Consider the following 25,084-nt stretch of genomic DNA (forward strand, 5'->3'; position numbering starts at 1 on the left):
GCGCCGCTCGCCGGGCCGCGCCCTCGGGCGTGGCGTCCTTGCGCTGCTCGATGACCGCGGCCATCTCCTCGGGGTCGGTGAGCCCGGCGATGCCCAGCGCGTCGAAGATCTCGGCGAACTCCCGGGCACTCCGGTTGGCCCGGGTGACGATCCGCCGGGCGACCGGCGCCCGCTCCTCGGAGTAGGCTCTCCAGCAGCGACGCACCCGCCTCCCCGCGCAGCACCGCGGCCAGCTTCCAGGCCAGGTTGTAGGAGTCCTGCACCGAGGTGTTGGAGCCGAGGCCGTTGCTCGGCGGGTGCCGGTGGATCGCGTCGCCGACGCAGAAGACGCGCCCGGACTGCAGGTGCGTCGCGTACATCTCGTTGACGCCCCACAGCGAGTAGCCGGTGATCTCCGGCTCCAGGTCGGGCATGCCGAGCAGGTCCCGCACGATCCGGGCCGCTTCCGCGTCGTCGAGGACGGGCGGCTCCTCGGCGATGTCGTAGCCCCACACGATCAGCCACTCGTCCCAGGGCCGGACCATGCGCACCAGGCCGGTGCCGATGCCGCCGACGTTGGAGCCGGGCTGGATGACCCAGTAGAGCACCGAGGGCCGGTGGTCGACGTACGCCGTGATGTCGGCCTTGAAGGTGATGTTCATCGATCCCGCGATGTCCATCGCGCCCTCGAAGGGCAGGTCGATGTCGGCGGCGACCTGGGAGCGCGCGCCGTCCGCGCCGATCAGGTAGCGGCAGCGGATCGTGTACTCGTGGCCGGTGAGCCGGTCGCGCACCCGGACGTCGACCTTGTCGTCGTCCTGGACGTGGGAGAGGTACTCCGTGGAGAACCGGGCCTGGGCGCCTCGCTCGGTGGCGTTGCGCACCAGGATCGGCTCCAGGTAGGTCTGCGGGATGTCGACGGTCAGGCACGGCGAGGCCAGGCGGTAGTCGCCCTCGCGGTCGGGCCGGGTGCCCCAGGTGTGGATCCGGCCGATCTCCTCCCCGGCGATGCTCGTGCAGAACACGGTGTCGCCGCACAGGCTCGTGCGGTGTGGCGTCGGCGAGCACCTGCTCCTCGATGCCGAGGTCGCGGAAGATCTCCATCGCCCGCTGGTTGGTGATGTGCGCCCGCGGGGTGTTCGCGGTCCAGCGGTACTTGGTGATCATGATGGTGCCGACCCCGAGCGTGCTCAGGAAGAGCGCCGCCGCCGCGCCACCGGGTCCGGAGCCGACGACCAGCACCTCGGTCTCGACGACGTCCTCGACGGTGGGCAGCGCGGTCTCGGCGATCCCGTCGTTGAACTCAGCCATGGCCCGACGATGACCCCGGTCCTGTGGCGGACGCCACACCGCCGGGCGAAGGTGGCGGATTTCCGCACCTCTGGCGCCCAGGTGGTTGACGTGTCATCATTTCGGGGTGGCGCCTTTTCCCGAGGTCCGGAGGTTCGTCGTCGCCGACCTGGCCGACGAGGAGCCTGGTGGCGGCCTGGGAGCGGCACAACGCCGAGGCGCTGATCGAGCCTGGCCTGCACCGTCCCGGCCGGCGACTTCCGGGCCCGCGAGGACACCGTGCAGGCTCGACCGGGTCCGGCTGGCGCTGGTCGCCGGCACGCCGCACACGGTCGCCCGTGACGCGGCCATGGTGCGCACCCGCCCGGCCGGCGCCATCGCGGCGTACGCCGCCCTGCGGGGCGAGGCGATCGTCGAGCACGCGGGCGGGCGACTGGTCGTGCGGCCGGGCCAGGCTCCTGCTGTGCGACGTGGACCAACCGCTGGTGCGGGGCTTCGGCCACGGCCTGGAGGAGCCTGGCGGTCAAGGTCCCGCGCGCGGACTTCACCGAGTCTCACCGGGCTGGACACGGTCGCCGCGCCGCTGGTCCTCGACGCCGCGGGCGCTGACTCCGACCCCCACGCCCGGGCACTGGTGCGCCTGGTCGGCCGCGCGGTGGCAGCGGAGGTGCCGGTGCCCGCCGACGAGCGCGCGGTGCTGGAGTCGGTCTCGGTCCTCGCGACCGGACAGCGCGGCTCGCTGCCCGTGGCCCACCGGGCGGCCGCGCGCGCCTTCATCGACGACCACCTGACCGACCCCGGCCTGTGCGCCGCCGACGTGGCTGCCGGGGCCGGCATCAGCGAACGGCACCTGTCGCGGGTGCTCGCCGACGCCGGCACCAGCGTGCCTCGCCTCGTGCTGGCCCGCCGCCTCGACCTGGCCCGGAGCCTGCTCGCCGCCGGCACGACGGAGCGCACCGCCGACGTCGCCGCTCGCTGCGGGTTCACGTCGGCGTCGCACTTCTCCCAGGCGTTCCGGCGTCGCTTCGGCGTGAGCGCCGGCGAGGTGCGCGCGAGCGGCCACAGCTAGCCTAGGCCTCCGGGGAGGCCACCGCTCGCGCCAGGCGACGGATCCGCAGCAGCAGGGCGGCCGAGGGGGTCACCTGCCCGGTGCAGTACGACGACATCCGCGACGGCGAGGTGCCCAGCCGGGCGGCGAAGGTCCGCTGCGAGAGGCCGCTCTCGGCGACCAGCCGCCGGATCTCGCGAGCCACCATCTCGCGGTCGCGGGTCTCGGCGTGGTCACGCATCTCGTGCATGAACTGACCGATGGTGACGTCGAACCCCGGCAGCCCGGCCTGTTGGGCGAGCGCGTCGAGGTGCCGGGCGTACGGCGACCAGGGATCCTCGGCGTACCGCGCGATCTGGGCCCGCCACTCCGGCAGCCCCTCCTCGAGGAAGTGCCGGACGAACGCCTCCGGGGTCTCGATGTCCGGGCCAGGCTCCACCTCGTGGGCGCCGACGAGCATGAAGAGCATCGCCGCTCGCGGGCACAGCTGGGCCACCGGCTCCGGCAGCGGGCCGTGGTGGGTCGGGGCCAGGCCGTGCACGAAGCGACTGCCGAGCAGGAGCCGTCGGTCGATCTCGATCCGGGAGCTCAGGTGGTGCAGGACCAGGCTCAGCCGGTGCATGCCGTGCCAGTTCGCGAGCGTCACCAGGTCGTCGTAGTCGCTCGGCAGGCGCCAGGCCGCGATCGCGAACATGTTCGCGATCACGGCCACGCCGTAGGGGCCGGTGCGCTCCTCGCGCCACGCGGGCGCGGCCCCCATGAAGGCACGCCAGGAGGCGCCGAGTCTCGGATCGGGCGAGGGGGTGCGCCCGCTCGCGGGCGACGACGTCGTCGACGATCCGGACCAGGGCGCTCAGGGTCGCCGGTCCTGGGACGCGCGGGCATCGGGCACCCTCCCAGCATCCCCCGGACCGGGCGGCGCAACCCTCGCGTCCGCCCGGCCCGGCCGAGGCTCAGCCGTCAACGGTGACGACTGGAGGCGAGACCAGCCCGAACTCCAGCAGGCTGGCCGAGCAGCGCGCGATGCCCGAACGCCTGGCAGCCCGACGCGAAACCGACGCGCAGCGGGGCCCGCTGGAGCAGCCAGTACGCCGCGAAGGCCTGCAGGAGACCGGTCTGCTTGTAGTTCTGGTTGCCGTGGATGACCACGTGCGCCCGGCCGAGCGGACCGGAGGCGTGCACCGAGTCCAGCGACTTGTTGAGCCGCGGGTTCTCGCGCGGGGGCATCTGGTTCATCACCTGGGCGGCGGTCTCGGTGAGCGCGGCGTCGCGCTCCTCCGCGGTCATGTCCTTGGTCGCCTCGAGCGCTCCGGCCACGATCTGCGGGACGCCGTTCATCAGCGCCGCGTTGAAGACGCCGCCCTGGGCCTTGCAGTTCGCCACCCGCGGGTCCTTGCGGTACCAGACCGGGTGCGACGTACCGCCCCACGGCAGGGACTGGGCGAGCTCGTGCTGACCAGGAACGACGAGCGGGACCAGCCCCTGGGTCGGGTCGAACTCGACGTACTGGTTCTGGTGCAGGTAGTGCGCCTTGGACGTCGAGGCGTTGACGAGGATGGTCTGCGTCGAGGCGATCGTCGGTGAGCCGCCCCAGAACACCGCGATGTCGAGGGTGTCGAGGCCGGGCTTCTCCAGCGCGACCTCGGCGGCGATCTCGCCGGTGGTGTACATGTGCGCGACGCCGGGCGCGAGCAGCAGGCCGGCGGCGGCGAAGTCGTCGCCGTGCTCCTCGTCGCAGGTGATCAGCCAGTCCTGCTCGCCGGTGGTGTCGAGGTAGTGCGCGCCGGCGGCCAGGCAGGCCTCGACGACGGTGGGTCCGTACTTGGAGAACGGGCCGACGGTGTTGCAGACGACCGAGGCGCCGGAGAAGAGCCTCGGTGAGCGCCTCCACGGTGTTCTCGACCTCGACGATCTCGAAGTCGGCGGTCTCGGCGCCGGCGACGTGCGAGGCCAGCGCGGCCTCGAGCTTCTCCCGGGAGCGGCCGGCGGCGACGAAGGGGACGCCGTACTCGCGCAGGTACTCGCAGACCAGGCGACCGGTGTAGCCGGACGCGCCGTAGACGACGACGGGCTTGGTGCTCATGGTGGGCGTCTCCTTCACATTCCCATGCCGCCATCGACCGGGAGGCCGATGCCGTTGACGAACCTGGCGCGGTCGGAGGCGAGGAAGACGAGCGCGTCGGCGATCTCGTCCTCGGTCGCGAGCCGGCCCGACGGGGTCAGGCTCGACGACGCCCGCGACCGCCTCCTCGGCGGAGGGGAACAGGCCGAGCGTGGTCATCTCGTTGGCGAGCCCGGCGCCCATCTCGTTGGGGATGAGGCCGGGGTAGATGCAGTTGACCCGGACGCCCAGACCGAGCTTGCCGCTCTCCATCGCCGCGATCCGGGTGATCCGGTCGACGGCGGACTTGGAGGCGGAGTACTGCGACAGCGCCGGGAACGCGATGGTCGCGGCGACCGAGGCGATGTTGACGACGACACCCCCGTTGCCCGCGGCGCCGCCGGGACGCATCGTCCGGAAGGCGTGCTTGATGCCGAGCGAGGTGCCGACGACGTTGACGTCGAAGATCCGGCGGGCGACGTCGGGGTCGAGGTCGAGGAAGAGGCTGGCGATCTCGATGCCGGCGTTGTTGACGAGGATGTCGAGCCCGCCGGTCTCGCCGACGGCCTGGGCGATCGCGGCCTCCCACGAGGCGTCGTCGGTGACGTCGAGGTGCACGAAGGTGCCGCCGACCGCGGCCGCGACCTCCTTGCCCTTCTCGTCCTGCAGGTCGGCGACGACCACGCTCGCGCCGGCCGCCGAGAGGTGCTCGGCGAACTTCTTGCCGAGGCCTTGGGCGGCTCCGGTCACGAGGGCCCTGCGGCCGGCGAGCTCGGGTTCGGTCATGGGGAGCGACTCCTTCGTCGATGGGGTGATGAGCGCCACACAACCCCGGTACCTTGACGACTGTCAAGAGTTTTCTTGACGACCGACCGAAAAAGTTCGGACGACCGTCCAGAGATCCCGGCTCGGACGGTAGGATCGGCGGCACCATGACGACTGCCCCGGCTCGTCGTACGCCTGCCGACAAGCACGACGAGCGCCGCCGCGCACTGGCCGAGTCCGCCCTGCGGACCCTCGGCGAGCTCGGCTACGCCCGGTCCAGCCTGCGCGAGATCGCGAACAACTCGGAGTTCTCCCACGGCGTCGTGCACTACTACTTCACCGACAAAGTCGGAACTGATCGTCCACTGCGTGCGGCACTACAAGGCGTCCTGCGTGCACCGCTACGACGACGTGGTCGAGCGGGCGACGACGGCCCAGGAGCTCGTCGACCTCTTCGCCGACAAAGCTCGTGGAGACCATCGTCGAGGAGGCGCCGATGCACCGGCTCTGGTACGACCTGCGCGCCCAGAGCATGTTCGAGGAGTCGCTGCGCGAGGCCGTCCTGCAGATCGACCAGACGCTGGTCGACATGATCTGGCGCGTCGTCACGACCTATGCCGGGCTCGCCGGCCGGTTACCGTCGATGGAGCCGCACGTGACCTACGGCCTGCTCGACGGCCTCTTCCAGCAGGCGCTGCTCCACCACCTCTGCGGCACCGAGGGCGTCCTCGAGGACCTGCGCCGGCAGGTGCGCGCGCTGATGCCGGTACTGCTTCAGCCGGCGTAGGCCAGCCCGAGCCTGCGCGAGCGCCGCCTCCAGGCGGTCCAGCGCGATCGGCCCGACGCCGTGCAGCGCGGCGAGGTCGCGCCGGGTCCAGGTGCTCACCGTCTCCAGGGTGTGCACGTCGACCGCCCGCAGGGCGCGGGTGGCGGGGGCGCCGATGGTGCGCGGCAACGGCGTGCCGGTACGCCGCGGAGCGCGCTCGCGCGGACCGTCCTCGCTGTCGAGCACCACCTCGCCGCGCGGGGAGAGCCGGTAGCCGATCGCGAGCGACTCGGTCAGCCCGCGCTCCTTGAGTCTGCGCACGTCGCGCTTGAACTCCGCCGTCGGCCGGTCCAGGCTGGGCGGCCAGCTCGGGCGCGCGCACCTCGGGGTTGCGGTCGATGATCCGCAGCGTCTCCCGCGTCCACGGGCCGATCGGGGAGGCGGAGTCGAGCCGGTCGAGACCGGCGAGGATGGTGCGCACCTCCTCCGGCTCGGGGCGCGCCTCGCGCAGGCTCTCGCGGGGGTCGGTGCCGGCGTAGCGCAGCCCGACGCGGAACACCGGGCGCTCGGCCCGGGCCGCCAGGGCCTGCTTGAGCGCGCCGAGCGAGGCGGCGCCGGCGCGGCGGGCGTCCTCGGCGCGCAGCGCGGAGAGTGCGACCTGCTCGACGCTGACGACCTCGACCAGCCCGACCGCCGTACGGAGCCGGGTCCCGACCTTGACCCGGGGCCGGTCCCAGCGCCGGAACGCGAGATCCACCTGGCCGTCGCGGATCGCCTCGAGCTCCGCCGGTCGCATCAGCACGCAGGCGAGCATAGGTCCGCTTGACCGATGTCGCCCAACGGTGCTTTCATCGTCGCATGGCGATGAATCATGTCGAACCCCGCAGCGAGGTCCAGGCGCTGGTCGCCGCGGCCTGCCTGCTGCACGGGCTGAGCGACCCCAACCGGTTGGCGATCCTGCAGCACCTCGCGCTCGGCGAGCACCGGGTCGTCGACCTGACCGACCACCTCGGGCTCGCCCAGTCCACTGTCTCCAAGCACCTCGCCTGCCTGCGCGACTGCGGCCTGGTGCGGTCGCGGCCGAGCGGGCGGGCCTCGATGTTCTCCCTCGCCCACCCGGCCGAGACGGCCGCGATCCTGCGCGCCGCGGAGCGGCTGCTGGAGGCGACCGGCGAGGCCGTCGTGCTCTCCGCGAACTTCGGCCCCGCGGCCCTGCACGGCGACGAGGAGTGGTGATGGGCGTCGGGCACGGGCACGGCCAGGGCGGTACGACGAGCGCTGGCGGCCGCCACCGCTGGCGGCTCGCGATCTCGTTCGCGATCATCGCCGTCTTCTTCGTCGTCGAGCTCGTCGTCGGCATCGTCAGCGGCTCGCTCGCGCTGATCTCCGACGCCGGGCACATGGCCGCGGACGTGGTGGCCCTCGGGGCCGCGCTGGTCGCGACCAAGATCGCCACCCGCGCGGACAGCACCGGGCGGCGTACCTATGGCTCCTACCGGGCCGAGGTCTTCGCCTCCGGTCTCGCGGTGCTGATGATGCTCGGGGTCTCGGTCTACGTCGTCGTCGAGGCGATCGCCCGGATGGGCGAGGACGTCGAGGTGCAGACCGGACCGATGCTCGTCGTCGGACTGCTCGGGCTGCTCGTCAACATCGCGGCCCTGCTGATGCTGCGCGCCGGCGCGAAGGACTCGATCAACGTCAAGGGCGCCTACCTCGAGGTCGTCGCCGACACCGCCGGCAGCGTCGGCGTCCTGGTGGCCGGCGGCCTGATCCTCGCCACGGGCAGTGGGGTCTGGGACACCGTCGTCGCGTTCCTGATCGGCGGCTTCGTCGCGGTGCGTGCGGTCATGCTCGGCCGCGAGGTGCTCGCCGTGCTCGGCCAGCACGTCCCCGCCGGCATGGAGATCGAGGCCGTCACCACCTCGCTGGCCGCGGTGCCCGGCGTGTGCGACGTGCACGACCTCCACGTGTGGACGCTGACCTCCGGGATGAACGTCGCCACCGCCCACCTGGTCCTCGGCGAGGACGCCGACGCCGAGGCCGCGTTGCGCCAGGGCCAGGCGGTGCTGCGCGAGCAGCACCACATCGAGCACGCCACCCTGCAGGTCGAGGGCTACCGCTCCTCGGCCTGCGACGCCGTCAGCTGGTAGCCCACGAACCGTGGGAGATGGCACCACGAAGTGTGGGAGATGGCACCTCGAAGTGTGGGAGATGGCACCTCGAGGAGTGGGAGATGACAACCACGATCCACGTCTCGCAGTGCCACGAGGGGCACTTCGTGGTGCCACGAGCCACGGTTCGTGGGTCAGGCGTGGGCGAGGGAGAGCCTTCACGGCGAAGCCGAGGAAGATCGCGCCGATCGCGGAGGTGCCCGCGGCCGACAGCGAGCGGCGCCTGCGGAACGCATCGGCCAGCCGGGTGCCGCCGAAGATCAGCGCCGAGAGGTAGGCCACGCTGGCGATCTGCGCGAGCGTGCCGAGCACGAGGAACGACAGCACCGGGTGGGCGTACGACGGGTCCACGAACTGCACGAAGAACGCGACGAAGAACAGGATCGCCTTCGGGTTGAGCAGGCTGATCACCAGCGCCCGGCGGTAGGGGCGCTCGTCCGGGACCGGCGCCGGAGCGCCCTCCCGGACCGCCTGGACGGCCCGGTGCCGCTCGCGCAGCATCATGATCGCGCCGCGCAGCATGGTGAAGGCGAGGTAGCCGAGGTAGCCCGCACCGACGTACTTCACGATCGAGAAGGCCAGGTCGTTGGCCTTCAGCAGCGAGGCCACGCCCGCCGCGGAGAGCGTCATCAGCACCGCGTCGCCGGTCCACACGCCGGCCGCCGCGCGGTAGCCGTCGCGCACGCCGCGCCGCGCGGCGACGGAGAGGACGTAGAGGGAGTTCGGGCCGGGCAGCAGGACGATCAGGACCAGGCCGACGAGGTACGTCGAGAGGTCGGTGATGCCCAGCACGGCGCGATTCTCCCACGCTGGATCCGGCCGGGGCGATGAGTTTCGCAGGGGACCGGGGTCGGCTCTGGCATGGGCATCGTGACCGCGGACATCAGCACCACCCTCGACGGCTTCGCCTCCGGGCCGAACCAGCGCCTGGAGTCTCCCTTCGGGGACCTCGACAACGCGCCGCTGCACGCGTGGATGTTCGACCACGGCGAGGAGAACGCCGCCGAGGTCGCCGGGATCCTGGAGGCCGGCGCGTTCGTGATGGGCCGCAACATGTTCTCGGCGGGCCGGGGTGCCTGGGACCTGGAGTGGCGCGGCTGGTGGGGCGAGGAGCCGCCGTACCACGCACCGGTGTTCGTGGTGACCCACCACGAGCGGGCGCCGCTGGAGATGGACGGTGGGACCACGTTCCACTTCGTCACCGACGGGCTGGAGGCGGCCCTGGAGCAGGCCCGCGAGGCGGCCGGCGAGCGCAACGTGGCGATCGCCGGCGGCGCCTCGACGGTCAACGCCGCGTTGCGGGCGGGCCTGCTCGACGAGTCTGCGCTGGCACGTCGCGCCGACGCTCTCGGGCTTCGCCGCGGACGGGGCGCACGGCGGATCACGGCTCTTCGACGGCGTACCGGCGCTCGGGCTCACGCCGGTCTCCGCGCGGCACACGCCGCACGTCGCCCACCTGACCTACCGGCGCTGAGGGGGCTCGCTCAGGCTCGGCGGGCACAGGCAGAACGGGTGCCCGTCGGGGTCGGTCAGCACCCGCCAGGTGGCCCCCTCGGGCTGCTCCTCGGCGACGCGCGCGCCGAGACCCACGGCGTGCTCGGTAGCCGCCTCGAGGTCGGGGACCTGGAAGTCGAGGTGGAACTGCTGCGGGTGCTCCTGGCCGGGCCACTGCGGGGCGGCGTAGTCCTGGACGGTCTGGAAGTTGAGCGTCGCCCCCAGCACGGACGCCGAGGCGTAGCCGTACTCGGGGTACTCGCCGGTGACCTCACCGCCGGTCAGGTCGGCGTAGAAGCGGGCCAGTCGGGTGGCATCGGCGGTGTCGATGGTGAAAGCGAGGAGCCTCGGTGACAGGGGAGGGTGTGCTCATGCGACCAGGGTGCACCCGGGCGCCGACATCCGATCCGAGAACACTTTCTACACGAGTGTAGTAATTGCGGCCGGGCTGTCCTACGGTGCCGTCATGGCGACGACGACCAAGCCCGAGAGGCAGCGCTCGTGGATCACCGACCTGCTGTCCCTCGGGGTCTGGCTGGCCCTGCCCTACCTGGTGGTCGGCGTCCTCTGGGCCGATGCGCACCGCGAGCAGACTCGACCAGGCTGCGAGGCCTCGACGCCGCGGCGTCGTGGGCCGGGGAGGTGATCGCCTGGCCGGTGCTCGTCTTCGCCGACGTCACCCTCAGGTGATCGCGAGCTCCAGCCGCGGCAGGACCCTGTCGGGGATCGACGCCGACCCGACGATCCCTGCCCGCACCGCGCCGTGGGCGAGGTAGAACGCCTCGGCATGCGGGTCGGCGTCGATCGAGAGACGGCGGAAGCCCTCCTCCCGTGCGCGGTCCACCAGCGCCGCCAGGAGCACCGTGCCGATCCCGCGACCGAGCAGGCCCGGGTCGACGAACAGCATCCCCAGGCTCGCCGCACGGTGGCGCGCCCTCCAGTGTCCCGAAGCCCACCGGTCGCCCGTCCAGGCTCAGCGACCAGCGTGCGGTGCGTGGCCAGGCTCGTGCGGGTCGAGGGTCAGGCTCCGCGCGGCCCGCGGCGAGGAACTCCGCGTCGTAGCCCCAGTGCCCCTTCGAGCGCAGCGCCAGGTCGGACAGCGCGGCCGCCTCCTCGCGCCGGGCCGGGCGCAGCGCCGGTCGCTCGGTGCTCATGTCGAGTGGCCGCCGCTCGGCAGCAGCATCCGCACCGCCTGGGTGGCCGCGGCGGTCAGTCGCTCGGCGTCGTAGCGCTCGGGATCGGCCAGGATCAGCGCGCCCAGGTGGCGCATCAGCGCGAGCAGGCCGTGCGCGGCCAGGCTCGATGTCGGTCCCCGCGGGCAGCATCGTGGCCGCCAGCACCTGGATCATCGCCCGGACCTGGTCCTGGTTGGCCTCGATCCGCTCCCGCACCACGTCGGGCACGTTGGCCGGAGCCTGCAGGATCGCGCGCCAGGTCACCGGGTCGTCGAGCAGCATCCGGTGCAGGGCCGGGACCGCGCGCTCGACCAGGGCCGACGGTGGGCTGCCGAGCGCGGTGAGCGGCAGGGCGCCGTAGAGCCTGGCCGAGCGCGCGCTTCTGCTGGCGCTCCAGCAGGGCCATCAGCAGCGGACCGAGGCCGTCGTAGGCGCCGTAGACGACCGGGCGGGTGACGCCGGCCTCCTTGGCGACGGCGTCGATGGAGACCCGGTCGTAGCCGTCGCGGTCGATGATCCGCAGGGCCGCGTCGAGCAGGCTGGGTGCGTCGCTCCTCGATCGGGACCCGCGCGGCGTACGGCCGCCTCTTGCGGACCTTTTCGGACATGCGCACACCTTAGGGTCTTCCAATTACTACATAACTGTAGCAATATACGGGCCATGGCGATCCGCAAGCGCTCCCTCACCCCTGCCGAGGACTACGGCTTCTTCGGGCCCGGCTCCGTCGCCTGGAAGGTCTGGGGCTACCCGACCTCCCTCACGGTCGGCTTTAGCCGCGCCGTGGTGGTCGAGGAGCTCGACCCGCACCTGGTCGCGTCCGTCGACCGCACCCAGGACATCTACCGCCGGCCCAAGACCCGCTACGACCGGACCATCCGCTACTTCGCGCTGGTCGCCTTCGGCGACAGCCGGACGACGAGCAGGGCCGCCGACGTCCTGGTCAAGGTGCACAGCAAGGCGATCGGCACCGAGCCCTACAGCGGCGAGCGGTACGACGCCAACGACCCCGACTCACGAGCTGTGGATCCTCGTCACCGGTTGGCACTCGGTGCTCAAGGCCTACGAGATGTACGGCCCCGGCAGGCTCTCGCCCGACGAGGAGGGCCGGTTCTGGGCCGAGTGCGCCCGAGCCGCGGAGCCTGCAGACCTGCGACCCCGACGACGTGCCGCGCGACCGCGCCGAGTCTGCACGCCTACTACGAGCGGATGCGCCCGCAGATGTCCGGCTCGCCCATCGCCCGCAAGGCGATGGCGCACCTGATGGACGTCACCCAGGCTCGGACCGGTGCCGCTGGTGCTGCGGCCCGCACGCTGGGTGGTCGCCCGGTTCTTCCGTGCCGGCGTGATCGCCACCCTCCCGCACTGGATGCGCGAGATGGGTGACCTGCCGCAGTCCCGGGCCGTCGACGTCGCGGTGCGTCCGGTGCTGCGCGCTGCCTTCCTCCTGACCGCGACGAGCAAGCGGCTGCAGGCTGCGGATCCTCGGGCTGCTCTCGCCCAGCACGGTGCCGGTGGTGGCGCCGGTCTTCCTCGGCGTGGCACCCACGCACCCGGAGGTGCTCACGCCGGCCGAGGCCCGCGAGCGCTACGGCTACGAGAAGCCCGCCGAGGCGCACCTGGCCTGGCGCGCCCAGCAGCACGCGCGGGTCTTCGGCGCCGGGGAGGAGCCCAGCGACGCCGGACTTCTCGAATCTGAGCCCATCCTGGGCCGACTGGCCTGAGAACCGTTGGGGACGGGCCGTCCACCTGCAAGGGTGGGCGTCCGCTCCCGCTCACGTCCAAGGAGAACACCGTGGGTCTCAATCCCGTCGCCGACGTCCTCAAGCGCTCCGACAAGGTGCTCAAGAACGCCGAGGTCGCCCTCAGCAATGTCGACACCACCCTGGGGACGGTCGGCGGCACGCTGACCAACGTCGACGGCACGCTGACCGGCGTCGACGAGAAGCCGGCCACGGTGGACGCCACCCTGGCCGAGACCAAGCAGGTGCTGGGCGAGGTCCAGGCCCTGCTGGCCAAGGCTCGACGACAAGGCTCGCCCTGCTCGACGAGGTGCCCGCGCTGAAGGAGAAGCTCGACGCGGTCCTCACGGCGGTCACGAGGGGCTGAGCCCGGGCACCGCCCGCTGTCCTCACTCACCCAGGGGCACGTCCTCCTCCACCCGCAGGCCGAGCGCGCGAGCCAGCACCACCGCCTGGTCGAGGTCGACCACCGCGTCGCCCAGCCGCGCGGTCAGCGGGTCGAGCGCGGTGAGGACCGATCCACGGAGGTCGGCGCCGGTCAGGTCGGCCTCGTGCAGGCTCGGCCCCGCCGAGGTCGACGTGGTGCAGCGTGGCCTGCCCGAGCCTCGCACCAGCCAGGTCCGCCTCGCGCAGGTCCACCCGCCGGAACACCGCACGCCGCAGGTCCGCCCCGGCCAGCCCGGCGAACATCCAGGCTCCCGCCCACGACCTCGAACGCCCCGAACCGGCAGCGCTCGAAGGTGGAGCCCACCAGCTTGCAGCCGGTGAAGTGCGCCCCGAAGAAGGCGGACCTGACGAACCGGCAGTTGACGAAGGCGCTGTCGGTGAACGCCGCCGCGTTGAGGTCGCAGTCGCGGAAGACGCACTCCTCGAAGCGCGCGCCGGTCGCGGTCGCCTCGGTCAGGTCGACGTCGACGAAGGTGACCTGCTGGAAGCTTGCGCCCGGAGAGGTCCTCGCCTTCCCACCGCTCGGAGACGACCTCGGACCCGGGTGCGGGATCGGCGTGCTGGGTCATGTCCCCGAGTATCCCGAGAGGGTCCGACACAACGCGGGGCTACGGTGAGGCCCATGGCCCTGGCGACGTACGAAGCGCTGTGCATCGACGCGGTGGACGCCCGCGCCCTGGGCCGGTTCTGGGCCGGAGTCCTGGACCTCGAGCTCTCGGTGCGCGAGGACGGCCAGGTCCGGCTGGACGGTACGACGCCCGCGGAGACGATCTGGATCAACGCCGTGCCGGAGCCGGTGACCGTCAAGCAGCGGGTGCACCTCGACGTCAACCTGCACCGCGTGGAGGACGTGCTGGCGCTGGGCGCCACGGCGGTGGACCTGGAGTCCTTCCGGTGGAAGGTGCTGCGCGACCCCGAGGGCGGGGAGCCTGTGCGTGTTCTCCGAGAGCGACCTGCCCGACCGGCGGCTGGTGGAGCCTGGTCGTGGACGCAGCCGACCCGCCGGCGCTCGCGGCCTGGTGGTCCGGGCTGATCGGCGGGACGGCGAAGGACGACGCCGAGGGGCGCTGGTCCTGGATCGAGCAGGCTGAGCGGGACGCCCTTCGACCACGTCGTCTTCATGAAGGTGGACGAGCCCAAGGTCGTCAAGAACCGGGTCCACGTCGACGTGCGGACCGACAGCGTCGAGGCCCTCGTCGCCGCCGGGGCGAGGGTGCTGCGACCCCAGGACGACGAGATCGGCTGGACCGTGCTGGCCGACCCGGCGGGCAACGAGCTCTGCGCCTTCGTCAGTGCCGGATGATCCGCCGCTCGATCGCCGCGGCGACCGCGCCGGCCCGGGTGTCGACGCCGAGCTTGGTGTAGATGTGCGACAGGTGGGACTTCACCGTCGCCTCCGACACGAACAGGCTCGCGCGCCATCTCCTTGTTGCCGAGCCCGCGGGAGAGCAGAACCGAGCACCTCGACCTCGCGCTCGGTGACGCTCGCCGCCCCCGGGGCCGTACGACGCACGAGGGTCGCCGCGACCGACGGCGCCAGCACCGTCTCGCCCCGCGCGGTGGCGCGGATCCCGGCGAAGAGGCCTCCTCGGGAGGGGCGTCCTTGAGGAGGTAGCCGCGGGCACCGGCCTCCAGCGCCCGCAGGATGTCGGACTCGGTGTCGTAGGTCGTCAGCACGAGCACCTCGGGCGGCTCGGGAAGCGCGCGCAGGGCCGCGGTCACGGCCGCACCGCCGGCCTCGCCGGCGCCGAGGCTGAGGTCCATGAGGACGACGTCGGGACGCTCGGCACCGACGACGGCGAGCGCCCGGTCCAGGCTCCCGGCCTCGCCGACCACGGACAGGTCGGGCTGTCCCTCGACCAGGGCGCGCAGCCCGGCCCGGACGACGGGGTGGTCGTCCACCAGCACGATCCGGGTCATCGGCCCTCCTCGCCCGCGACCGGGAAGCGGACCGACACCGTGGTCCCCTCGCCGGGCGCGCTCTCCACGTCGGTGCTGCCACCGAGCCCGGAGGCCCGGTCCCTGATCCCGGCGAGCCCGCGACCGCGGCTCCCGGTCGCCCGCACGGCGCTCGGGTCGAAGCCGCGGCCGTCGTCGCGCACGTCGAGCACCACCTCGTCGACCTGGTAGGTCAGGGTGAGCGCGGCCCGGCCGGCTGCCGCGTGCTCGCGGACGTTCGCCAGGGCGCCGCGGGCAGTGCGGACCAGGGCGGCGGCCACGTCGGACCCGACCGCGACGGGCGTCCCGTGGACGCGGACCTCGACCTCGAGGCCCGTCGCGGAGGCGGCGGCGGCCCGGCGCAGGGCAGTCGCGAGGGCCGCGCCGGTCGGGTCGTCGGCGAGGTCGGCGGGGGCGAGGTCGCGCACCACGCGTCGTACCTCGTCCAGGCCGTCGCGTGCGGTGGCCGCGGCGGTCCGCACGTGCTCGCGGGCGGCGGCGGGCTGCCCGTCCCAGGACTGCTCGGCGGCCTGCAGCAGCAGGTTGATGCTGGAGAGCCCCTGCCCGACGGAGTCGTGGATCTCCCGCGACAGGCGGGTCCGCTCGGCCAGGGCGCCGAGCCGGCCTGGGCGTTCTCCAGGGCCCGGTAGGCGAGCACGGTCACCAGGGCGACACCCACCGGGCCCGCGACCTGGGTCGGGTCGACGCCGTCGGTGATCCGCAGCCACGACAGCGTCACCACCACGGTCATGGCGACGACCGTCGCCACCGCCCACCCGAACGGCAGCACCCGCAGCACCGCGAAGGCCACCGGTACGGCGCACCAGGCGAACGACGGCGCCGCCGCGGTCAGCACGCCCCACAGCACCGCCATCGCGAGCACCCAGACCGTGGGCCACCAGGTGCGCCCGGGCAGCAGTGTGCGCGTCGCGTAGGCCAGGGCGAGGACCAGTGCGCCCGCCAGCACCAGGAGCCCGGTCGGGCCGAGGCCGTGGCGGTCGACGTACCGGACGGCGGAGGCGAGGAGCAGCACCACGAGGACGACGAGCAGCCACGGGTCGAGCCGCGTGGCGGCGAGGATCCCGTGGACGCCGGGCCGGTCGGAGGGCGGGGACATGGTCGGTCCAGCGTAGGGAGCCCGGCGCAGGACGGCATCAGCCAATTGGCTATCGGGACCTGGCCGGCTGCCCGACGTGCGAGCACCCCCGCCCGGCACAGGGTGGAGCCATGAAGCGAACCTCCCTGATCGGCGCCCTGCTCGTCGCGACCACGACCCTTCCCCTCGCCACGGCGGCGACTGCCCACTCCACGCGCCCGGCGACGTACCTCCTCGCGGGGGACGCGAACAGCCCGGTCGGCTCCAAGTTCGAGGGCATCGGCGCCGACGAGCGCCGCGGCCTGTTCTACATCAGCGAGGTGACCGGCGGTGAGATCCACCGCGGCTCGGTCGGCACGGCGCAGGCGCAGGAGTGGCTCGCCGGCGACGGCACCGACGGCCGCTTCACGGCCCGCGGGATCACCGTCGACCCCGCCGGCAACGTGTACGTCGCGGGCGGGCCCAACGGCATCGGCACCGGCCGGCCGGACCTGTGGGTCTACAGCAAGGAGGGCCGGCTGCTCGCGGCACTGCGCGCGCCGGGCACCGACGTCTTCCTCAACGACGTGGCGATCGGCCCGGACGGGGCGGCGTACTTCACCAACTCCAACGACGCACAGGTCTTCCGGGTCGCGCACGGCCGCGACGGCTGGCGGGCCACGCGGTGGGCGGACGCCTCGGCGACGATCGAGAGGAGGCCCGGCTTCAACCTCGGCGGCATCGTGCTCACCGCGGACCGGCGCGCGTTCGTGGTCGCGCAGGGCAACACCGGCCGGCTCTGGCGCTTCGACGCGCGCACCGGCGCGGTCAGCCCGGTCGCGACCGGCGGCGCCGACCTGGTGGACGCCGATGGCCTCGTGCGCCAGGGCAGCCGGCTCACCGTCGTCCGGAACTTCAGCCGCACGGTCGCGATCCTGCGGCTCGGCGCCGACGGTCGCCACGCGAGCCTGCTCGGCCAGCGCGCGAGCTCGCCGGACCGGGTGCTGACCACCGCGAAGGTGCTGCGCGGGCGGGTGCTCTACGTCGACAGCAAGTTCGACGAGGCCGTCGCCTCCGGGCCCTACGAGGTCGTCACGGACCCCACCCGATGAGATGTCACCTGCTGGCCGCCGTCCTCCCGCTCGCGCTGCTGCTCGGCGCCTGCGGGGGCGGCGCGCCCGCGTCGCCGGCCGATCGGCCTACGGTGGCCGCACCCGTCGAGAGGACCCCCAGCGCCGTGCCGAAGCCCCCCGCCGACCCCGATGCCGCCCTGCTGCGCGCCGCCCGCCGTGGCGACGCGGCAGCCGTGACGGCCGCACTGGACGCGGGCGCCGGCATCGAGACGCGGGACCGGCACCGTCGTACGGCGCTGCTGCTGGCCAGCACCTTCGACCGCGTCGCCGTCGCGCGGGTCCTCGTCGCCCGCGGCGCCGACCCCGACGCGCTCGACGACCGGCACGACACGCCCTGGCTGGTCACCGGGGTGACCGGCAGCGTGGCGATGCTCGAGGCACTGCTGCCGGCGGACCCGGACCTCACGATCCGCAACCGGTACGGCGGACTCTCGCCGATCCCCGCCAGCGAGCGCGGCCACGTGGACTACGTCCGCCGCGTGGTGCGCACCGGGGTGGACCTCGACCACGTCAACGACCTCGGCTGGACCGCCCTGCTGGAGGCGGTGATCCTCGGCGACGGCGGACGGGCGCACCAGCAGGTGGTGCGGATCCTGCTCGACGCGGGGGTCGACCGCACGATCGCCGACCGGGACGGCGTGAGCGCGCTCCAGCACGCCGAGCGCCGCGGGTACGACGAGATCGCCGCCCTGCTGCGCGACTGAGCCCGGACCGGGCAAGGTGGGGGCATGGAGGTCACCTTCACCGGCTCGGTCCTCGAGTGGCGCGGCCCGGCGCCGTACTGGTTCCTCGCGGTGCCACCCGAGGAGAGCGAGGACATCAAGGAAGCCGCGCGCGGGCTGGAGTACTGGGGCCAGGTCGCGGTGGAGGTGCGGATCGGGGACACCGAGTTCACCACCGCGCTGTTCCCGAAGGACGGGCGTTACCTCGTCCCGCTCAAGGCGGCGGCGCGCAGGGCGGCCGGCCTGACGGGCGTGGAGGAGGGCGAGCAGGCGACGGCGTCGCTGCGGATCGCCGGCCGTCCGGGGCTTGCTCCGCCCGGCTAGCCTCACCCGGTGCCCGTCACCATCGCCCACCCGGCGGCCGTGCTCCCGCTGCGCGGCCTCGGCCTGCCGCTCTCGGCGATGGTCATCGGCTCGATGGCGCCGGACCTGCCGGTCTTCACGCGGTCCTGGCACACCTACGGCTTCACCCACAGCGCGATCGGCGTCGTCACCGTCGATCTCGCGATGTCGCTGCTCCTCCTGGTGTTCTGGGACCGCTGGGGCCGCGACGCGCTGGTGGACACCGCGCCCGCCGTGGCCCGGGACCGGCTGCCCGCGCACGCGGCGCTGTGCCGGCGGGCGTGGCTGCTGGCGCCACCGGCCGCCGTCCTCGGCTCGGTGACGCACGTCGTGTGGGACGCCTTCACCCACGAGGGCCGCTGGGGTGTGCGGATGGTGCCGTGGCTGCAGGAGATGCACGGGCCGATGCGCGGCGAGCAGTGGGCCCAGCACGGCACCAGCGTCCTCGGCCTGCTCGTGATCGGGGTGGTGCTGCTGGGGATGCTCCGCCGTCCGGTCCTCGACCCCGGGCGGCCCCGTCGGCTCCCGGCGGCGACCCTGCCGGCGAGCCTCGCGGTCGCCTGCCTGCTCTCGGCCGGTACCTTCCTGAGCCAGGCTCTCCGGCTCCCTGGACCTCGCCGTGTTCGACGCCGCGGTGGTGGGCATCGTGTCGCTGGCGGTGGTCCTGGGCCTGGTCACCCTCGCCTGGTCGCTGGCACCGGTAGGGTCCCGCGGGTGAGGACTCGCCGCAGCTACGCGCCGCGGCTCCCCCCTGCCGAGCGGCGTGAGCAGGCTCCTCGACGCGGCTCTCGGGCTCACCGTCTCCGGCGGGGTCGCGGCGGTGACGATGGAGGCGATCGCCGAGGCCGCCCAGGTCACCAAGCCCGTCGTGTACGGCGCCTTCGCCAACGCCGACGCGGTGCTGGCGGCCCTCGTGGACCGTGAGCAGGACAGGGGCCTGCAGCAGATGCTCGACTCGCTGCCCGACGACGTGTCCGACGGCGATCCGGTCGCGCTGGCCCGCACCGGTGTGGAGACCTTCTTCGCCGGGGTCCGCGCCCACCCGGCCCGCTGGCGGCTGCTGCTGGCACCGGACAGCCTGCCGGCGGCCGCGCGCAGGCGGCACGAGGAGACCCGCGACTTCATGGTCGCCCAGTTCACGATGCTCTGCGAGTGGGCGGTGTCCTACCGGCGCGAGCCGCTGGACCACGTGCTGCTGGCGCACCTGTTCGTCGGGGCCATGGAGATGGGCGCGCGGCTCATCCTCAAGGACCCCGACGAGTACGGCGCCGAGCGGATGAACGACTTCGCGGTCGAGATCGTCCGCTCGATCCAGGAGGCCTAGGGCCACCGGTCCGCTACGCCAGGGCCGGGTCCACCAGGATCTTCGCGTGCTCCTCCGCACCGGACAGGCTCGGCGAAGGCCCGGGTCAGGCTCGCCGAGCCCCACCGTCCCGGTGTGCAGCGGTGTCGGGTCGACCCTGCCGGAGGCGATGAGGTCGAGCGCGTGGCGGAACTCCTCGGGGTCGTAGCCGAAGACGTAGCGCACCTCGAGCCTCCTTGTTGAGGGCGAAGGCCGTGCGCACGGTGTCCGGCTCCATGCACACCCCGACGGCGACGACGCGGCTGCGCAGCGGCGCCTTCGCGTAGATCTCGTCGAGGACGCCCGGCACGCCGACGCACTCGAACACGACCGGACCGGCCGGCGAGGCCCCCAGTGCCTCACCGGCCCGGATCAGCCGCCCCCACGGGAGCAGCGGCACCCGGCGCATCAAGCCGACGGCAGCCATGCCGAAGCGGGCGTACTCCGGCAGCGAGGTCACCGTCGCGGGCACCTTGTACGCCGACCACGGCGAGCTCACCCGCGGGTCGACGACCACGTCGGCACCGCAGCGGCGGGCCAGCGCGCGTCGTACGGGGGACAGGTCGGAGGCGACCACGGTCCGCACCCCGTGGGCCTCGAGCACCAGGATCACCGCGAGCCCGATCGGGCCGCAGCCGATCACGACGGCGGGCTGGCCGCGGCCGAGGTCGCCGCGGCGCACGGCGTGCCAGGCGACGGCGAGCGGCTCGGTGAAGGCTGCCTTGTCGTCGGAGAGACCGGCGGGCACGGGGAAGGCGAAGGCCTCCTGCACGACGACGTACTCCGCGAAGCCGCCGGGGGAGTGGGTGTCGAAGCCGACCATGTGGACGTCGTCGCCGGAGCGGACCATCGGCAGCGCGACGATCCGGGTGCCGGGCTTCCACCGGCCGCGGGTGCGGGGGCCGTAGGAGACCACCTCACCGAGCGACTCGTGGCCCATCACGACCCGGTCGGTGGGGCGCATCAGGGTGCGGTAGCCGAGCGCGTCAGCGACGTCGGCGAGCCTGGTCGGCGTGCTCGCGGGCGTGCAGGTCGGAGCCGCAGATGCCGGTGCGCACGACGCGGAGCAGCACCTGGCCGCGGCCGGACACGGGGCGGGGCAGGCTCCTCGACGGCGAACGTGCCGGAGGTGCAGGTCACGGCCCTCATCGTCGGGTTGACGTTCGTCACATCGCCTCCAGGTGCGTTAATGCTACGTTGACGTAGCAATCTCGAGCGGCACAGTAGCAACCCCGATCCGAGGAGCCCGTCCGATGACGAACGAGCGACAGAGCACCATCGACACCAGCGACGGCCTCCGGCTGGCGGTCCACGAGCGCGGCGAACGCGGCGCTCCGACGGTGGTGCTGGTGCACGGCTACCCCGACAACCACCACGTCTGGGACGGCGTCGCGGCCGAGCCGGCAGGTGACTTCCACGTCGTCGCCTACGACGTGCGCGGCTCCGGTGCGTCCGGCGTGCCCACCTCGCGCAAGGGCTACCGGATCGACCAGACTCGTCGACGACCTCGGCCGGGTGATCGACGCGACCAGCCCCGACGAGCCGGTGCACCTGGTCGCCCACGACTGGGGCTCCATCCAGGTCTGGGACGGGCTCACCGCGGGCCGGCTCGGTCCGCGGATCCGCACCTACACCAGCATCTCCGGGCCCTCGCTCGACCATGCGGCGGTGTGGCTGCGCGACTCCGGCGTGGGCAAGGCTCCGCGCCTCAAGCGAGCCTGCTGGCGTCCTACTACGTCTTCTTCTTCATGACCCCGCTCGTGCCCGAGGCTCTCCGCGCGACGCGGCATCATCGACCGGCTCGCCCACCACTCGGCCGCGGCCGACGCCGAGGCGGCTGTCGTGCCCGCGACCGATCGTGGGCCGGCGGAGACGGTCAACGGGATCCAGGCTCTACCGCGCGAACTTCCCGAGCCGGATGCTGCGCCCGCGCCCGCCGAAGGTCGACCTGCCGGTGCAGGTGATCGCGCCGGAGAACGACCACCACGTGAGTGTGCCGCTGCAGACGGGCGCGCCCGCGCCGTACGTCGGCGACCTGACGGTGCACCACGTCCCCGGCAGCCACTGGGTGGTCTCCCAGCGCCCGGCCCTGATCGCCGGGCTGGTCCGTGAGTTCGTCGCCGCGAAGGTGTCGGCATGAGCGCGCGCCGCGCGCTGCGCGAGCCGGACAAGGTCGCGCTGCACGCCCGCGAGGTCGTCTTCGACTGGGCCGGGCTGCCGCTGCGCTGGATCCCCGGCGAGCCGTTCGCCTCGCACGTCATCAACGTGCTGCACGTGCTGCTGCCCGAGGGCGAGCGCTGGTTCGTGCGGATCTTCACCGACGCCCTGCCGCTGATCAAGGACGAGCGGCTGCGCGAGGAGGTCATCGGCTTCATCGGCCAGGAGGGCATGCACGCCAACGCCCACCAGGGGGTCCTCGACTACTTCGACGGCCACGGGCTCGACACGCGCGACATGGTCGGCGAGGTCGAGCACGTCTTCCAGCGGCTGCTCGGCGACCGCGACGAGTCTCAGCGGCGAGGCCGCGGAGGAATGGCTGGTCGAGCGGCTCGCGCTGGTCGCCGGCATCGAGCACATGACCGCCTTCCTGGGGAACTGGGTCCTCAACTCGCCCGGCCTGGACCGGCTCCGCGCGGACCCGCGGATGCTCGACCTGATCCGCTGGCACGGCGCCGAGGAGGTCGAGCACCGCCACGTCGCCTACGACCTCTTCGACCACCTCGACGGGCGGTACCTGCGACGGGTCCGGGCCTACGTCTTCGCCGCCGCCGGGATCGTCTACCTCTGGGCCCGCAGCGCCCGCTACCTCCTCCAGCACGACAGCACGCTGGCCGAGAAGGACCTGCCCTTCCTCCGGAGCCTGGGTGGCCGCGGCGCGCAAGGGCATCCTGCCGGGAGTGCGCGGCATGGTGATCCCGTCGCTGCGCTACCTCAAGCCGACGTACCACCCCCGCCAGGAGGGCTCGACCAGCCAGGCCGTCGCCTACCTCGCGACCTCTCCCGCCGCTCGCGCGGCCGACGGGCGATGACCGTCGAGCAGAGGCCGTCGCTCCCGGACACCGTCGGCTACCGCCTCCTCGGGCACCTCACCGAGGGTGTCGTGCGGCTGATGCCGGTGACCGCCAGACGGCGTCCCGAGGTGCGTCCGGTGGACCGCCGCATCCGGGTCCGGGTCGCGGCGGTGCACGCCGAGGCCGACGACGTGGTGTCGCTGGACCTGGAGCCGGTCGAGCGTCCGAGCCTGCCGGCGTGGGCGCCGGGCGCGCACCTGGACGTGGTGCTGCCCTCGGGACGGACCCGCCAGTACTCCCTCACCGGCGACCCCCGCGACCGCGCCCGCTACCGGATCGCGGTGCGCCGGATCCCCGACGGGGACGGCGGTTCGCGCGAGGTGCACGACCTGGCCGTCGGCGCGGAGCCTGGTGCTCAAGGGTCCGCGCAACGCGTTCCCGTTCGTCGTCGCGCCGTCGTACCTCTTCGTGGCGGGCGGGATCGGCGTCACGCCGATCCTGCCCATGGTCCGCTTCGCCGCGGCGCACGGAGAGGACTGGCGGTTCGTGTACGCCGGCCGCGACCGCGCCTCGCTTCCCTTCCTCGCCGAGGTGGAGGCCCTGGCAGCGGCGTACCCGGGCCGGGTGGAGATCTGGCCCGACGACGAGCGCGGCGTGCCCGATGCCGCGGCGATCGTCGAGCGCGCCCCCGAGGGCGCGGCGCTCTACTGCTGCGGCCCGCCGGCGATGATCGACGCGCTGCGCGCCGAGGTGCCCGCCGAGAACGTCGAGGCGCTGCACGCCGAGCGCTTCTCCGCGCCGCCTGTCGTCGGCGGTGAGGCCTTCACCGTCGAGCCTGACCCGCACCGGCGAGACCTTCGAGGTCGCCGCCGACGAGACCCTGCTCTCCGGCCTGCTGGAGGTGCGCCCGGACGCGGCGTACTCCTGCCGGCAGGGGTTCTGCGGCACCTGCACGGTTCGCTACGTCGACGGCGAGGTGCAGCACCGTGACCGCTTCCTGCCGCCCGAGCACCGCGCGGACCGGATGGCGGCGTGCGTCTCGCGCGGCCGGGGCCGGCTCACCCTCGACCTCTGAGGAGGACAGACCGTGGCGTTCCCCCTGCTCGGCCCCGCGTACGACGCGGCGACCGCGCTCACCCTGCGCACCGCGCTGCGCGTCAACCGCGCCGCCCGGCGCAGCGGCACGCCCTTCGACGACGAGGACGGTCTCGTCCCGCACACCCAACGGCGCGGGGCGTCGTGGTCGCACAACGGGCTGATGCTGCCGGACCTGCCCGAGCCGCTGCGGTTCCTGTCGGTGACGACGGTCGTCGGCGGCGCGGGCGTGCGGATCAGCGACCTCGCCACACCCTCACCCGGCGACGGGCCGCGGGACCGGGCGATCCTCGGCGTCGCGACCGCCGTCAGTGGCTTCGCCGGCGACCACGCCCTGAGCCGGGACTGCGAGTCGGCGCCGGACGGTTCGCGCTGGCGCTTCGGCGCGGACCTGCTGCTCACCGGCACCTACCCCTCCTTCCGGGTGCACGCGGCCGGTGACGGGCTGAGCGTCGACCTCGCCGTCACCGCCAGCCGGGTCGTCACCTGGTTCGTCGACCTGCCGGGGTACCGCCACCTCAGCCTGCTCGCGCGCTACCGGGGCACGATCGAGCACGCCGGCACGCCGTACGACGTGGCCGGGCTCGGCTGCTACGAGTACGCCTGCGCGCCCGGACTCCACCTCCTGACCGGCCGCACGGTCCCGCGCGGGCTGCGGCTGTCGATGGACTTCTTCACCTACCAGGTGCTGGACATCGGCGAGGGCGCCCAGCCTGCTCCTCGTCGCGACCGAGGCGGCCGGCCGCCCGGTCCTGCACAGCGCCTCCCTGCGCGACGTGACCGGGCGCTCGGTCGTGCTGGACCGCGGCGTGAGCTTCGAGGTGCTCGACCACCGCCCGGAGCCCGCCCGCACGCCCGACGACGGGCACACGATGCCGCTGCCGCACCGGTTCCGCTGGCGCACGCCTCCGGGCTCGGCCGTCGATGTCGACCTCGTGGGGGTCACCGACACCCCGTTCCAGTGGGGCCTCGCGGCCGGCTACGTCGGCGGGTTCCGGTTCAGCGGGCGGGTCGACGGGCGGTTCGTCGAGGGCACGAGCGGCTACGTCGAGTGGATCGACCGCCGCTGAGCGCGGAACCGGTCAGCGCCCGGGCCGCTCGCGCAGCGCGACCGGCGCGGCGGTGTGGGCGTCGAGGGTCGCGCGGACCGCGGCGGAGATCGGCCACGACGTACCCGCCGCGTGGTCCCAGAAGACCACCGACGTCTCGGCGGTGATGGCCGGCGGGTGGTCCGGCGCGACGCGCAGACTCCGAGGAGACCGCGAGCGAGGAGCGCCCGACGTGGCCGACCCACATCCGCACCAGGAAGGGCTGGTAGGCGACGAAGCGCATCTCCGCGTTGTAGTCCACCCGCTGCGAGCCCACCAGGCTCCACCACGCCGGACGGCACGTCGCGGAACAGACCCGGCCGGTCGTCTCCGAGCGGCGCGAAGCGAAAGAACAGCAGCCG

The 25,084-nt window shown here is 73.3% G+C and carries 30 protein-coding genes and 8 pseudogenes; 21 read left to right on the top strand and 17 right to left on the bottom strand.

All coding sequences use genetic code 11. The features are described from left to right. Positions 1-245 precede the first annotated feature (245 nt). Positions 246-1,004: pseudogene (locus tag G5V59_RS22715) on the bottom strand (FAD-dependent monooxygenase); the annotation flags it as partial. 10 nt (positions 1,005-1,014) lie between these two features. Next, positions 1,015-1,290, bottom strand: a pseudogene (locus G5V59_RS22720) (FAD-dependent monooxygenase); the annotation flags it as partial. A 106-nt stretch (positions 1,291-1,396) separates the two neighbouring features. Between G5V59_RS22720 and G5V59_RS22725 the strand changes: the two are divergent. Further along, positions 1,397-2,338, top strand: coding sequence for a helix-turn-helix domain-containing protein (locus tag G5V59_RS22725; protein ID WP_278257966.1), 942 nt, complete (start codon positions 1,397-1,399; stop codon positions 2,336-2,338). Between the two features lies 1 nt (position 2,339). On the opposite strand, the gene G5V59_RS22730 is transcribed toward G5V59_RS22725, so the two are convergent. The 4 genes and pseudogenes from G5V59_RS22730 to G5V59_RS22745 form a co-directional block, all read right to left on the bottom strand. Further along, complete coding sequence (locus G5V59_RS22730; protein ID WP_278257967.1) at positions 2,340-3,077, bottom strand: helix-turn-helix transcriptional regulator; 738 nt, start codon at positions 3,075-3,077, stop codon at positions 2,340-2,342. Between the two features lie 200 nt (positions 3,078-3,277). Next, positions 3,278-3,988: a DUF5938 domain-containing protein gene (locus G5V59_RS22735; RefSeq protein ID WP_278260006.1), complete on the bottom strand. Its 711-nt coding sequence runs from the start codon at positions 3,986-3,988 to the stop codon at positions 3,278-3,280. 426 nt (positions 3,989-4,414) lie between these two features. Further along, positions 4,415-4,540, bottom strand: a complete 126-nt coding sequence (locus tag G5V59_RS22740; RefSeq protein ID WP_341351290.1) for an SDR family oxidoreductase — start codon at positions 4,538-4,540, stop codon at positions 4,415-4,417. A gap of 112 nt (positions 4,541-4,652) precedes the next feature. Then, positions 4,653-5,204, bottom strand: a pseudogene (locus G5V59_RS22745) (SDR family NAD(P)-dependent oxidoreductase); the annotation flags it as partial. Positions 5,205-5,350: 146 nt separating this feature from the next. On the opposite strand from G5V59_RS22745, the gene G5V59_RS22750 reads away from it, so the two are divergent. Further along, positions 5,351-5,776, top strand: a complete 426-nt coding sequence (locus tag G5V59_RS22750) for a TetR family transcriptional regulator (protein ID WP_278257968.1) — start codon at positions 5,351-5,353, stop codon at positions 5,774-5,776. Positions 5,777-5,788: 12 nt separating this feature from the next. Here the strand turns inward: G5V59_RS22750 and G5V59_RS22755 are convergent, their stop codons facing one another. Continuing rightward, on the bottom strand, positions 5,789-6,751 hold the full coding sequence (locus tag G5V59_RS22755; protein WP_278257969.1) for a hypothetical protein: 963 nt from the start codon (positions 6,749-6,751) through the stop codon (positions 5,789-5,791). A 62-nt stretch (positions 6,752-6,813) separates the two neighbouring features. Here G5V59_RS22755 and G5V59_RS22760 point away from each other — a divergent pair, with 62 nt between their 5' ends. Both G5V59_RS22760 and G5V59_RS22765 read left to right on the top strand, forming a co-directional pair. Then, the gene (locus tag G5V59_RS22760; RefSeq protein ID WP_278257970.1) at positions 6,814-7,185 is read left to right on the top strand and encodes a metalloregulator ArsR/SmtB family transcription factor; all 372 of its coding nucleotides are present in this window, start codon (positions 6,814-6,816) and stop codon (positions 7,183-7,185) included. Continuing rightward, positions 7,185-8,099, top strand: a complete 915-nt coding sequence (locus G5V59_RS22765) for a cation diffusion facilitator family transporter (RefSeq protein ID WP_278257971.1) — start codon at positions 7,185-7,187, stop codon at positions 8,097-8,099. The genes G5V59_RS22760 and G5V59_RS22765 overlap by 1 nt, the downstream gene beginning before the upstream one ends. Here the strand turns inward: G5V59_RS22765 and G5V59_RS22770 are convergent. Continuing rightward, a complete protein-coding gene (locus tag G5V59_RS22770; RefSeq protein ID WP_278257972.1) occupies positions 8,089-8,928 on the bottom strand; it encodes a hypothetical protein in 840 nt (279 codons plus the stop codon). The genes G5V59_RS22765 and G5V59_RS22770 overlap by 11 nt on opposite strands. 53 nt (positions 8,929-8,981) lie before the next feature. Between G5V59_RS22770 and G5V59_RS22775 the strand changes: the two are divergent. After that, positions 8,982-9,389, top strand: a pseudogene (locus tag G5V59_RS22775) (dihydrofolate reductase); the annotation flags it as partial. A 192-nt stretch (positions 9,390-9,581) separates the two neighbouring features. Here G5V59_RS22775 and G5V59_RS22780 read toward each other — a convergent pair. Both G5V59_RS22780 and G5V59_RS22785 read right to left on the bottom strand, forming a co-directional pair. After that, a complete protein-coding gene (locus tag G5V59_RS22780; RefSeq protein WP_341351291.1) occupies positions 9,582-9,971 on the bottom strand; it encodes a VOC family protein in 390 nt (129 codons plus the stop codon). Positions 9,972-10,883: 912 nt separating this feature from the next. Continuing rightward, complete coding sequence (locus G5V59_RS22785; protein WP_278257973.1) at positions 10,884-11,405, bottom strand: helix-turn-helix domain-containing protein; 522 nt, start codon at positions 11,403-11,405, stop codon at positions 10,884-10,886. 45 nt (positions 11,406-11,450) lie between these two features. Between G5V59_RS22785 and G5V59_RS22790 the strand changes: the two genes are divergently transcribed. The 3 genes from G5V59_RS22790 (at position 11,451) to G5V59_RS22800 (ending at position 12,852) form a co-directional block, all read left to right on the top strand. Continuing rightward, entirely contained in the window at positions 11,451-12,173 is a 723-nt protein-coding gene (locus G5V59_RS22790) for an oxygenase MpaB family protein (protein WP_278257974.1), read from the top strand. Next, positions 12,133-12,486 carry a hypothetical protein gene (locus G5V59_RS22795; RefSeq protein ID WP_278257975.1) on the top strand — a complete coding sequence of 118 codons (354 nt, stop codon included), beginning with the start codon at positions 12,133-12,135 and terminating at the stop codon, positions 12,484-12,486. The genes G5V59_RS22790 and G5V59_RS22795 overlap by 41 nt, the downstream gene beginning before the upstream one ends. Before the next feature lie 96 nt (positions 12,487-12,582). After that, a complete protein-coding gene (locus G5V59_RS22800) occupies positions 12,583-12,852 on the top strand; it encodes a hypothetical protein (RefSeq protein WP_278257976.1) in 270 nt (89 codons plus the stop codon). Between the two features lie 70 nt (positions 12,853-12,922). Here G5V59_RS22800 and G5V59_RS37460 read toward each other — a convergent pair whose 3' ends face one another. From G5V59_RS37460 to G5V59_RS37465, 3 genes and pseudogenes are all read right to left on the bottom strand, one after another. Continuing rightward, positions 12,923-13,180 (bottom strand): pentapeptide repeat-containing protein, encoded by a 258-nt coding sequence (locus G5V59_RS37460; RefSeq protein WP_341351292.1) that lies wholly within the window; start codon positions 13,178-13,180, stop codon positions 12,923-12,925. Next, positions 13,068-13,412 (bottom strand): annotated as a pseudogene (locus G5V59_RS22805) (pentapeptide repeat-containing protein); the annotation flags it as partial. The pseudogene G5V59_RS22805 and the gene G5V59_RS37460, both read right to left, overlap by 113 nt. Then, positions 13,318-13,545: pseudogene (locus tag G5V59_RS37465) on the bottom strand (hypothetical protein); the annotation flags it as partial. The pseudogenes G5V59_RS37465 and G5V59_RS22805, both read right to left, overlap by 95 nt. 53 nt (positions 13,546-13,598) lie before the next feature. Between G5V59_RS37465 and G5V59_RS22820 the strand changes: the two are divergent. Continuing rightward, a complete protein-coding gene (locus G5V59_RS22820; RefSeq protein WP_278257977.1) occupies positions 13,599-14,009 on the top strand; it encodes a VOC family protein in 411 nt (136 codons plus the stop codon). An 87-nt stretch (positions 14,010-14,096) separates the two neighbouring features. Next, the gene (locus G5V59_RS22825; RefSeq protein WP_278257978.1) at positions 14,097-14,279 is read left to right on the top strand and encodes a VOC family protein; all 183 of its coding nucleotides are present in this window, start codon (positions 14,097-14,099) and stop codon (positions 14,277-14,279) included. Here the strand turns inward: G5V59_RS22825 and G5V59_RS37470 are convergent. Continuing rightward, positions 14,266-14,896 (bottom strand): annotated as a pseudogene (locus G5V59_RS37470) (response regulator transcription factor). The gene G5V59_RS22825 and the pseudogene G5V59_RS37470 overlap by 14 nt on opposite strands. Continuing rightward, positions 14,893-15,969: a sensor histidine kinase gene (locus tag G5V59_RS22835; protein ID WP_278257979.1), complete on the bottom strand. Its 1,077-nt coding sequence runs from the start codon at positions 15,967-15,969 to the stop codon at positions 14,893-14,895. Before G5V59_RS22835 ends, G5V59_RS37470 begins: the two are co-directional and overlap by 4 nt. Before the next feature lie 172 nt (positions 15,970-16,141). Here G5V59_RS22835 and G5V59_RS22840 point away from each other — a divergent pair, with 172 nt between their 5' ends. The 5 genes from G5V59_RS22840 to G5V59_RS22860 all read left to right on the top strand — a co-directional run bounded on the left by G5V59_RS22840 (position 16,142) and on the right by G5V59_RS22860 (position 19,510). Beyond that, positions 16,142-17,101 carry a gluconolaconase gene (locus G5V59_RS22840; protein ID WP_278257980.1) on the top strand — a complete coding sequence of 320 codons (960 nt, stop codon included), beginning with the start codon at positions 16,142-16,144 and terminating at the stop codon, positions 17,099-17,101. A 125-nt stretch (positions 17,102-17,226) separates the two neighbouring features. Continuing rightward, a complete protein-coding gene (locus G5V59_RS22845) occupies positions 17,227-17,826 on the top strand; it encodes an ankyrin repeat domain-containing protein (protein WP_278257981.1) in 600 nt (199 codons plus the stop codon). Between the two features lie 24 nt (positions 17,827-17,850). Continuing rightward, positions 17,851-18,168 (top strand): DUF1905 domain-containing protein, encoded by a 318-nt coding sequence (locus tag G5V59_RS22850; RefSeq protein ID WP_278257982.1) that lies wholly within the window; start codon positions 17,851-17,853, stop codon positions 18,166-18,168. Positions 18,169-18,177: 9 nt separating this feature from the next. Beyond that, positions 18,178-19,110: a DUF4184 family protein gene (locus G5V59_RS22855; RefSeq protein ID WP_278257983.1), complete on the top strand. Its 933-nt coding sequence runs from the start codon at positions 18,178-18,180 to the stop codon at positions 19,108-19,110. After that, positions 19,055-19,510, top strand: coding sequence for a hypothetical protein (locus tag G5V59_RS22860; RefSeq protein WP_278257984.1), 456 nt, complete (start codon positions 19,055-19,057; stop codon positions 19,508-19,510). The genes G5V59_RS22855 and G5V59_RS22860 overlap by 56 nt, the downstream gene beginning before the upstream one ends. An 85-nt stretch (positions 19,511-19,595) precedes the next feature. Here G5V59_RS22860 and G5V59_RS22865 read toward each other — a convergent pair whose 3' ends face one another. Next, positions 19,596-20,492, bottom strand: a complete 897-nt coding sequence (locus G5V59_RS22865; protein ID WP_278257985.1) for an alcohol dehydrogenase catalytic domain-containing protein — start codon at positions 20,490-20,492, stop codon at positions 19,596-19,598. After that, positions 20,492-20,668 (bottom strand): hypothetical protein, encoded by a 177-nt coding sequence (locus G5V59_RS22870; RefSeq protein WP_278257986.1) that lies wholly within the window; start codon positions 20,666-20,668, stop codon positions 20,492-20,494. The genes G5V59_RS22865 and G5V59_RS22870 overlap by 1 nt, the downstream gene beginning before the upstream one ends. A 113-nt stretch (positions 20,669-20,781) precedes the next feature. Here G5V59_RS22870 and G5V59_RS22875 point away from each other — a divergent pair, with 113 nt between their 5' ends. The 6 genes and pseudogenes from G5V59_RS22875 to G5V59_RS22900 all read left to right on the top strand — a co-directional run bounded on the left by G5V59_RS22875 (position 20,782) and on the right by G5V59_RS22900 (position 24,850). Beyond that, the gene (locus G5V59_RS22875) at positions 20,782-21,492 is read left to right on the top strand and encodes an alpha/beta fold hydrolase (RefSeq protein ID WP_278257987.1); all 711 of its coding nucleotides are present in this window, start codon (positions 20,782-20,784) and stop codon (positions 21,490-21,492) included. Next, positions 21,483-21,668, top strand: a complete 186-nt coding sequence (locus G5V59_RS22880) for a hypothetical protein (protein WP_278257988.1) — start codon at positions 21,483-21,485, stop codon at positions 21,666-21,668. Before G5V59_RS22875 ends, G5V59_RS22880 begins: the two co-directional genes overlap by 10 nt. Continuing rightward, a pseudogene (locus G5V59_RS22885) lies at positions 21,665-21,955 on the top strand (metal-dependent hydrolase); the annotation flags it as partial. The gene G5V59_RS22880 and the pseudogene G5V59_RS22885, both read left to right, overlap by 4 nt. Before the next feature lie 148 nt (positions 21,956-22,103). Then, positions 22,104-23,357, top strand: a complete 1,254-nt coding sequence (locus tag G5V59_RS22890) for a metal-dependent hydrolase (RefSeq protein ID WP_278257989.1) — start codon at positions 22,104-22,106, stop codon at positions 23,355-23,357. Next, a complete protein-coding gene (locus G5V59_RS22895; protein ID WP_278257990.1) occupies positions 23,354-23,614 on the top strand; it encodes a 2Fe-2S iron-sulfur cluster binding domain-containing protein in 261 nt (86 codons plus the stop codon). The genes G5V59_RS22890 and G5V59_RS22895 overlap by 4 nt, the downstream gene beginning before the upstream one ends. A 12-nt stretch (positions 23,615-23,626) precedes the next feature. Next, positions 23,627-24,850: a DUF6670 family protein gene (locus tag G5V59_RS22900; RefSeq protein ID WP_278257991.1), complete on the top strand. Its 1,224-nt coding sequence runs from the start codon at positions 23,627-23,629 to the stop codon at positions 24,848-24,850. Positions 24,851-25,084: the final 234 nt, after the last annotated feature.

The organism is Nocardioides convexus (assembly GCF_011090295.1).

Coding starts and splice junctions, on each gene's coding strand:
- G5V59_RS22730 (WP_278257967.1), bottom strand. CDS start 3,077: ATGGGGGCCGCGCCCGCGTGGCGCGAGGAGCGCACCGGCCCCTACGGC.
- G5V59_RS22735 (WP_278260006.1), bottom strand. CDS start 3,988: ATGTACACCACCGGCGAGATCGCCGCCGAGGTCGCGCTGGAGAAGCCC.
- G5V59_RS22750 (WP_278257968.1), top strand. CDS start 5,351: ATGACGACTGCCCCGGCTCGTCGTACGCCTGCCGACAAGCACGACGAG.
- G5V59_RS22760 (WP_278257970.1), top strand. CDS start 6,814: ATGAATCATGTCGAACCCCGCAGCGAGGTCCAGGCGCTGGTCGCCGCG.
- G5V59_RS22765 (WP_278257971.1), top strand. CDS start 7,185: ATGGGCGTCGGGCACGGGCACGGCCAGGGCGGTACGACGAGCGCTGGC.
- G5V59_RS22790 (WP_278257974.1), top strand. CDS start 11,451: ATGGCGATCCGCAAGCGCTCCCTCACCCCTGCCGAGGACTACGGCTTC.
- G5V59_RS22820 (WP_278257977.1), top strand. CDS start 13,599: ATGGCCCTGGCGACGTACGAAGCGCTGTGCATCGACGCGGTGGACGCC.
- G5V59_RS22825 (WP_278257978.1), top strand. CDS start 14,097: ATGAAGGTGGACGAGCCCAAGGTCGTCAAGAACCGGGTCCACGTCGAC.
- G5V59_RS22840 (WP_278257980.1), top strand. CDS start 16,142: ATGAAGCGAACCTCCCTGATCGGCGCCCTGCTCGTCGCGACCACGACC.
- G5V59_RS22850 (WP_278257982.1), top strand. CDS start 17,851: ATGGAGGTCACCTTCACCGGCTCGGTCCTCGAGTGGCGCGGCCCGGCG.
- G5V59_RS22865 (WP_278257985.1), bottom strand. CDS start 20,492: ATGCGCCCCACCGACCGGGTCGTGATGGGCCACGAGTCGCTCGGTGAG.
- G5V59_RS22875 (WP_278257987.1), top strand. CDS start 20,782: ATGACGAACGAGCGACAGAGCACCATCGACACCAGCGACGGCCTCCGG.
- G5V59_RS22890 (WP_278257989.1), top strand. CDS start 22,104: ATGACCGCCTTCCTGGGGAACTGGGTCCTCAACTCGCCCGGCCTGGAC.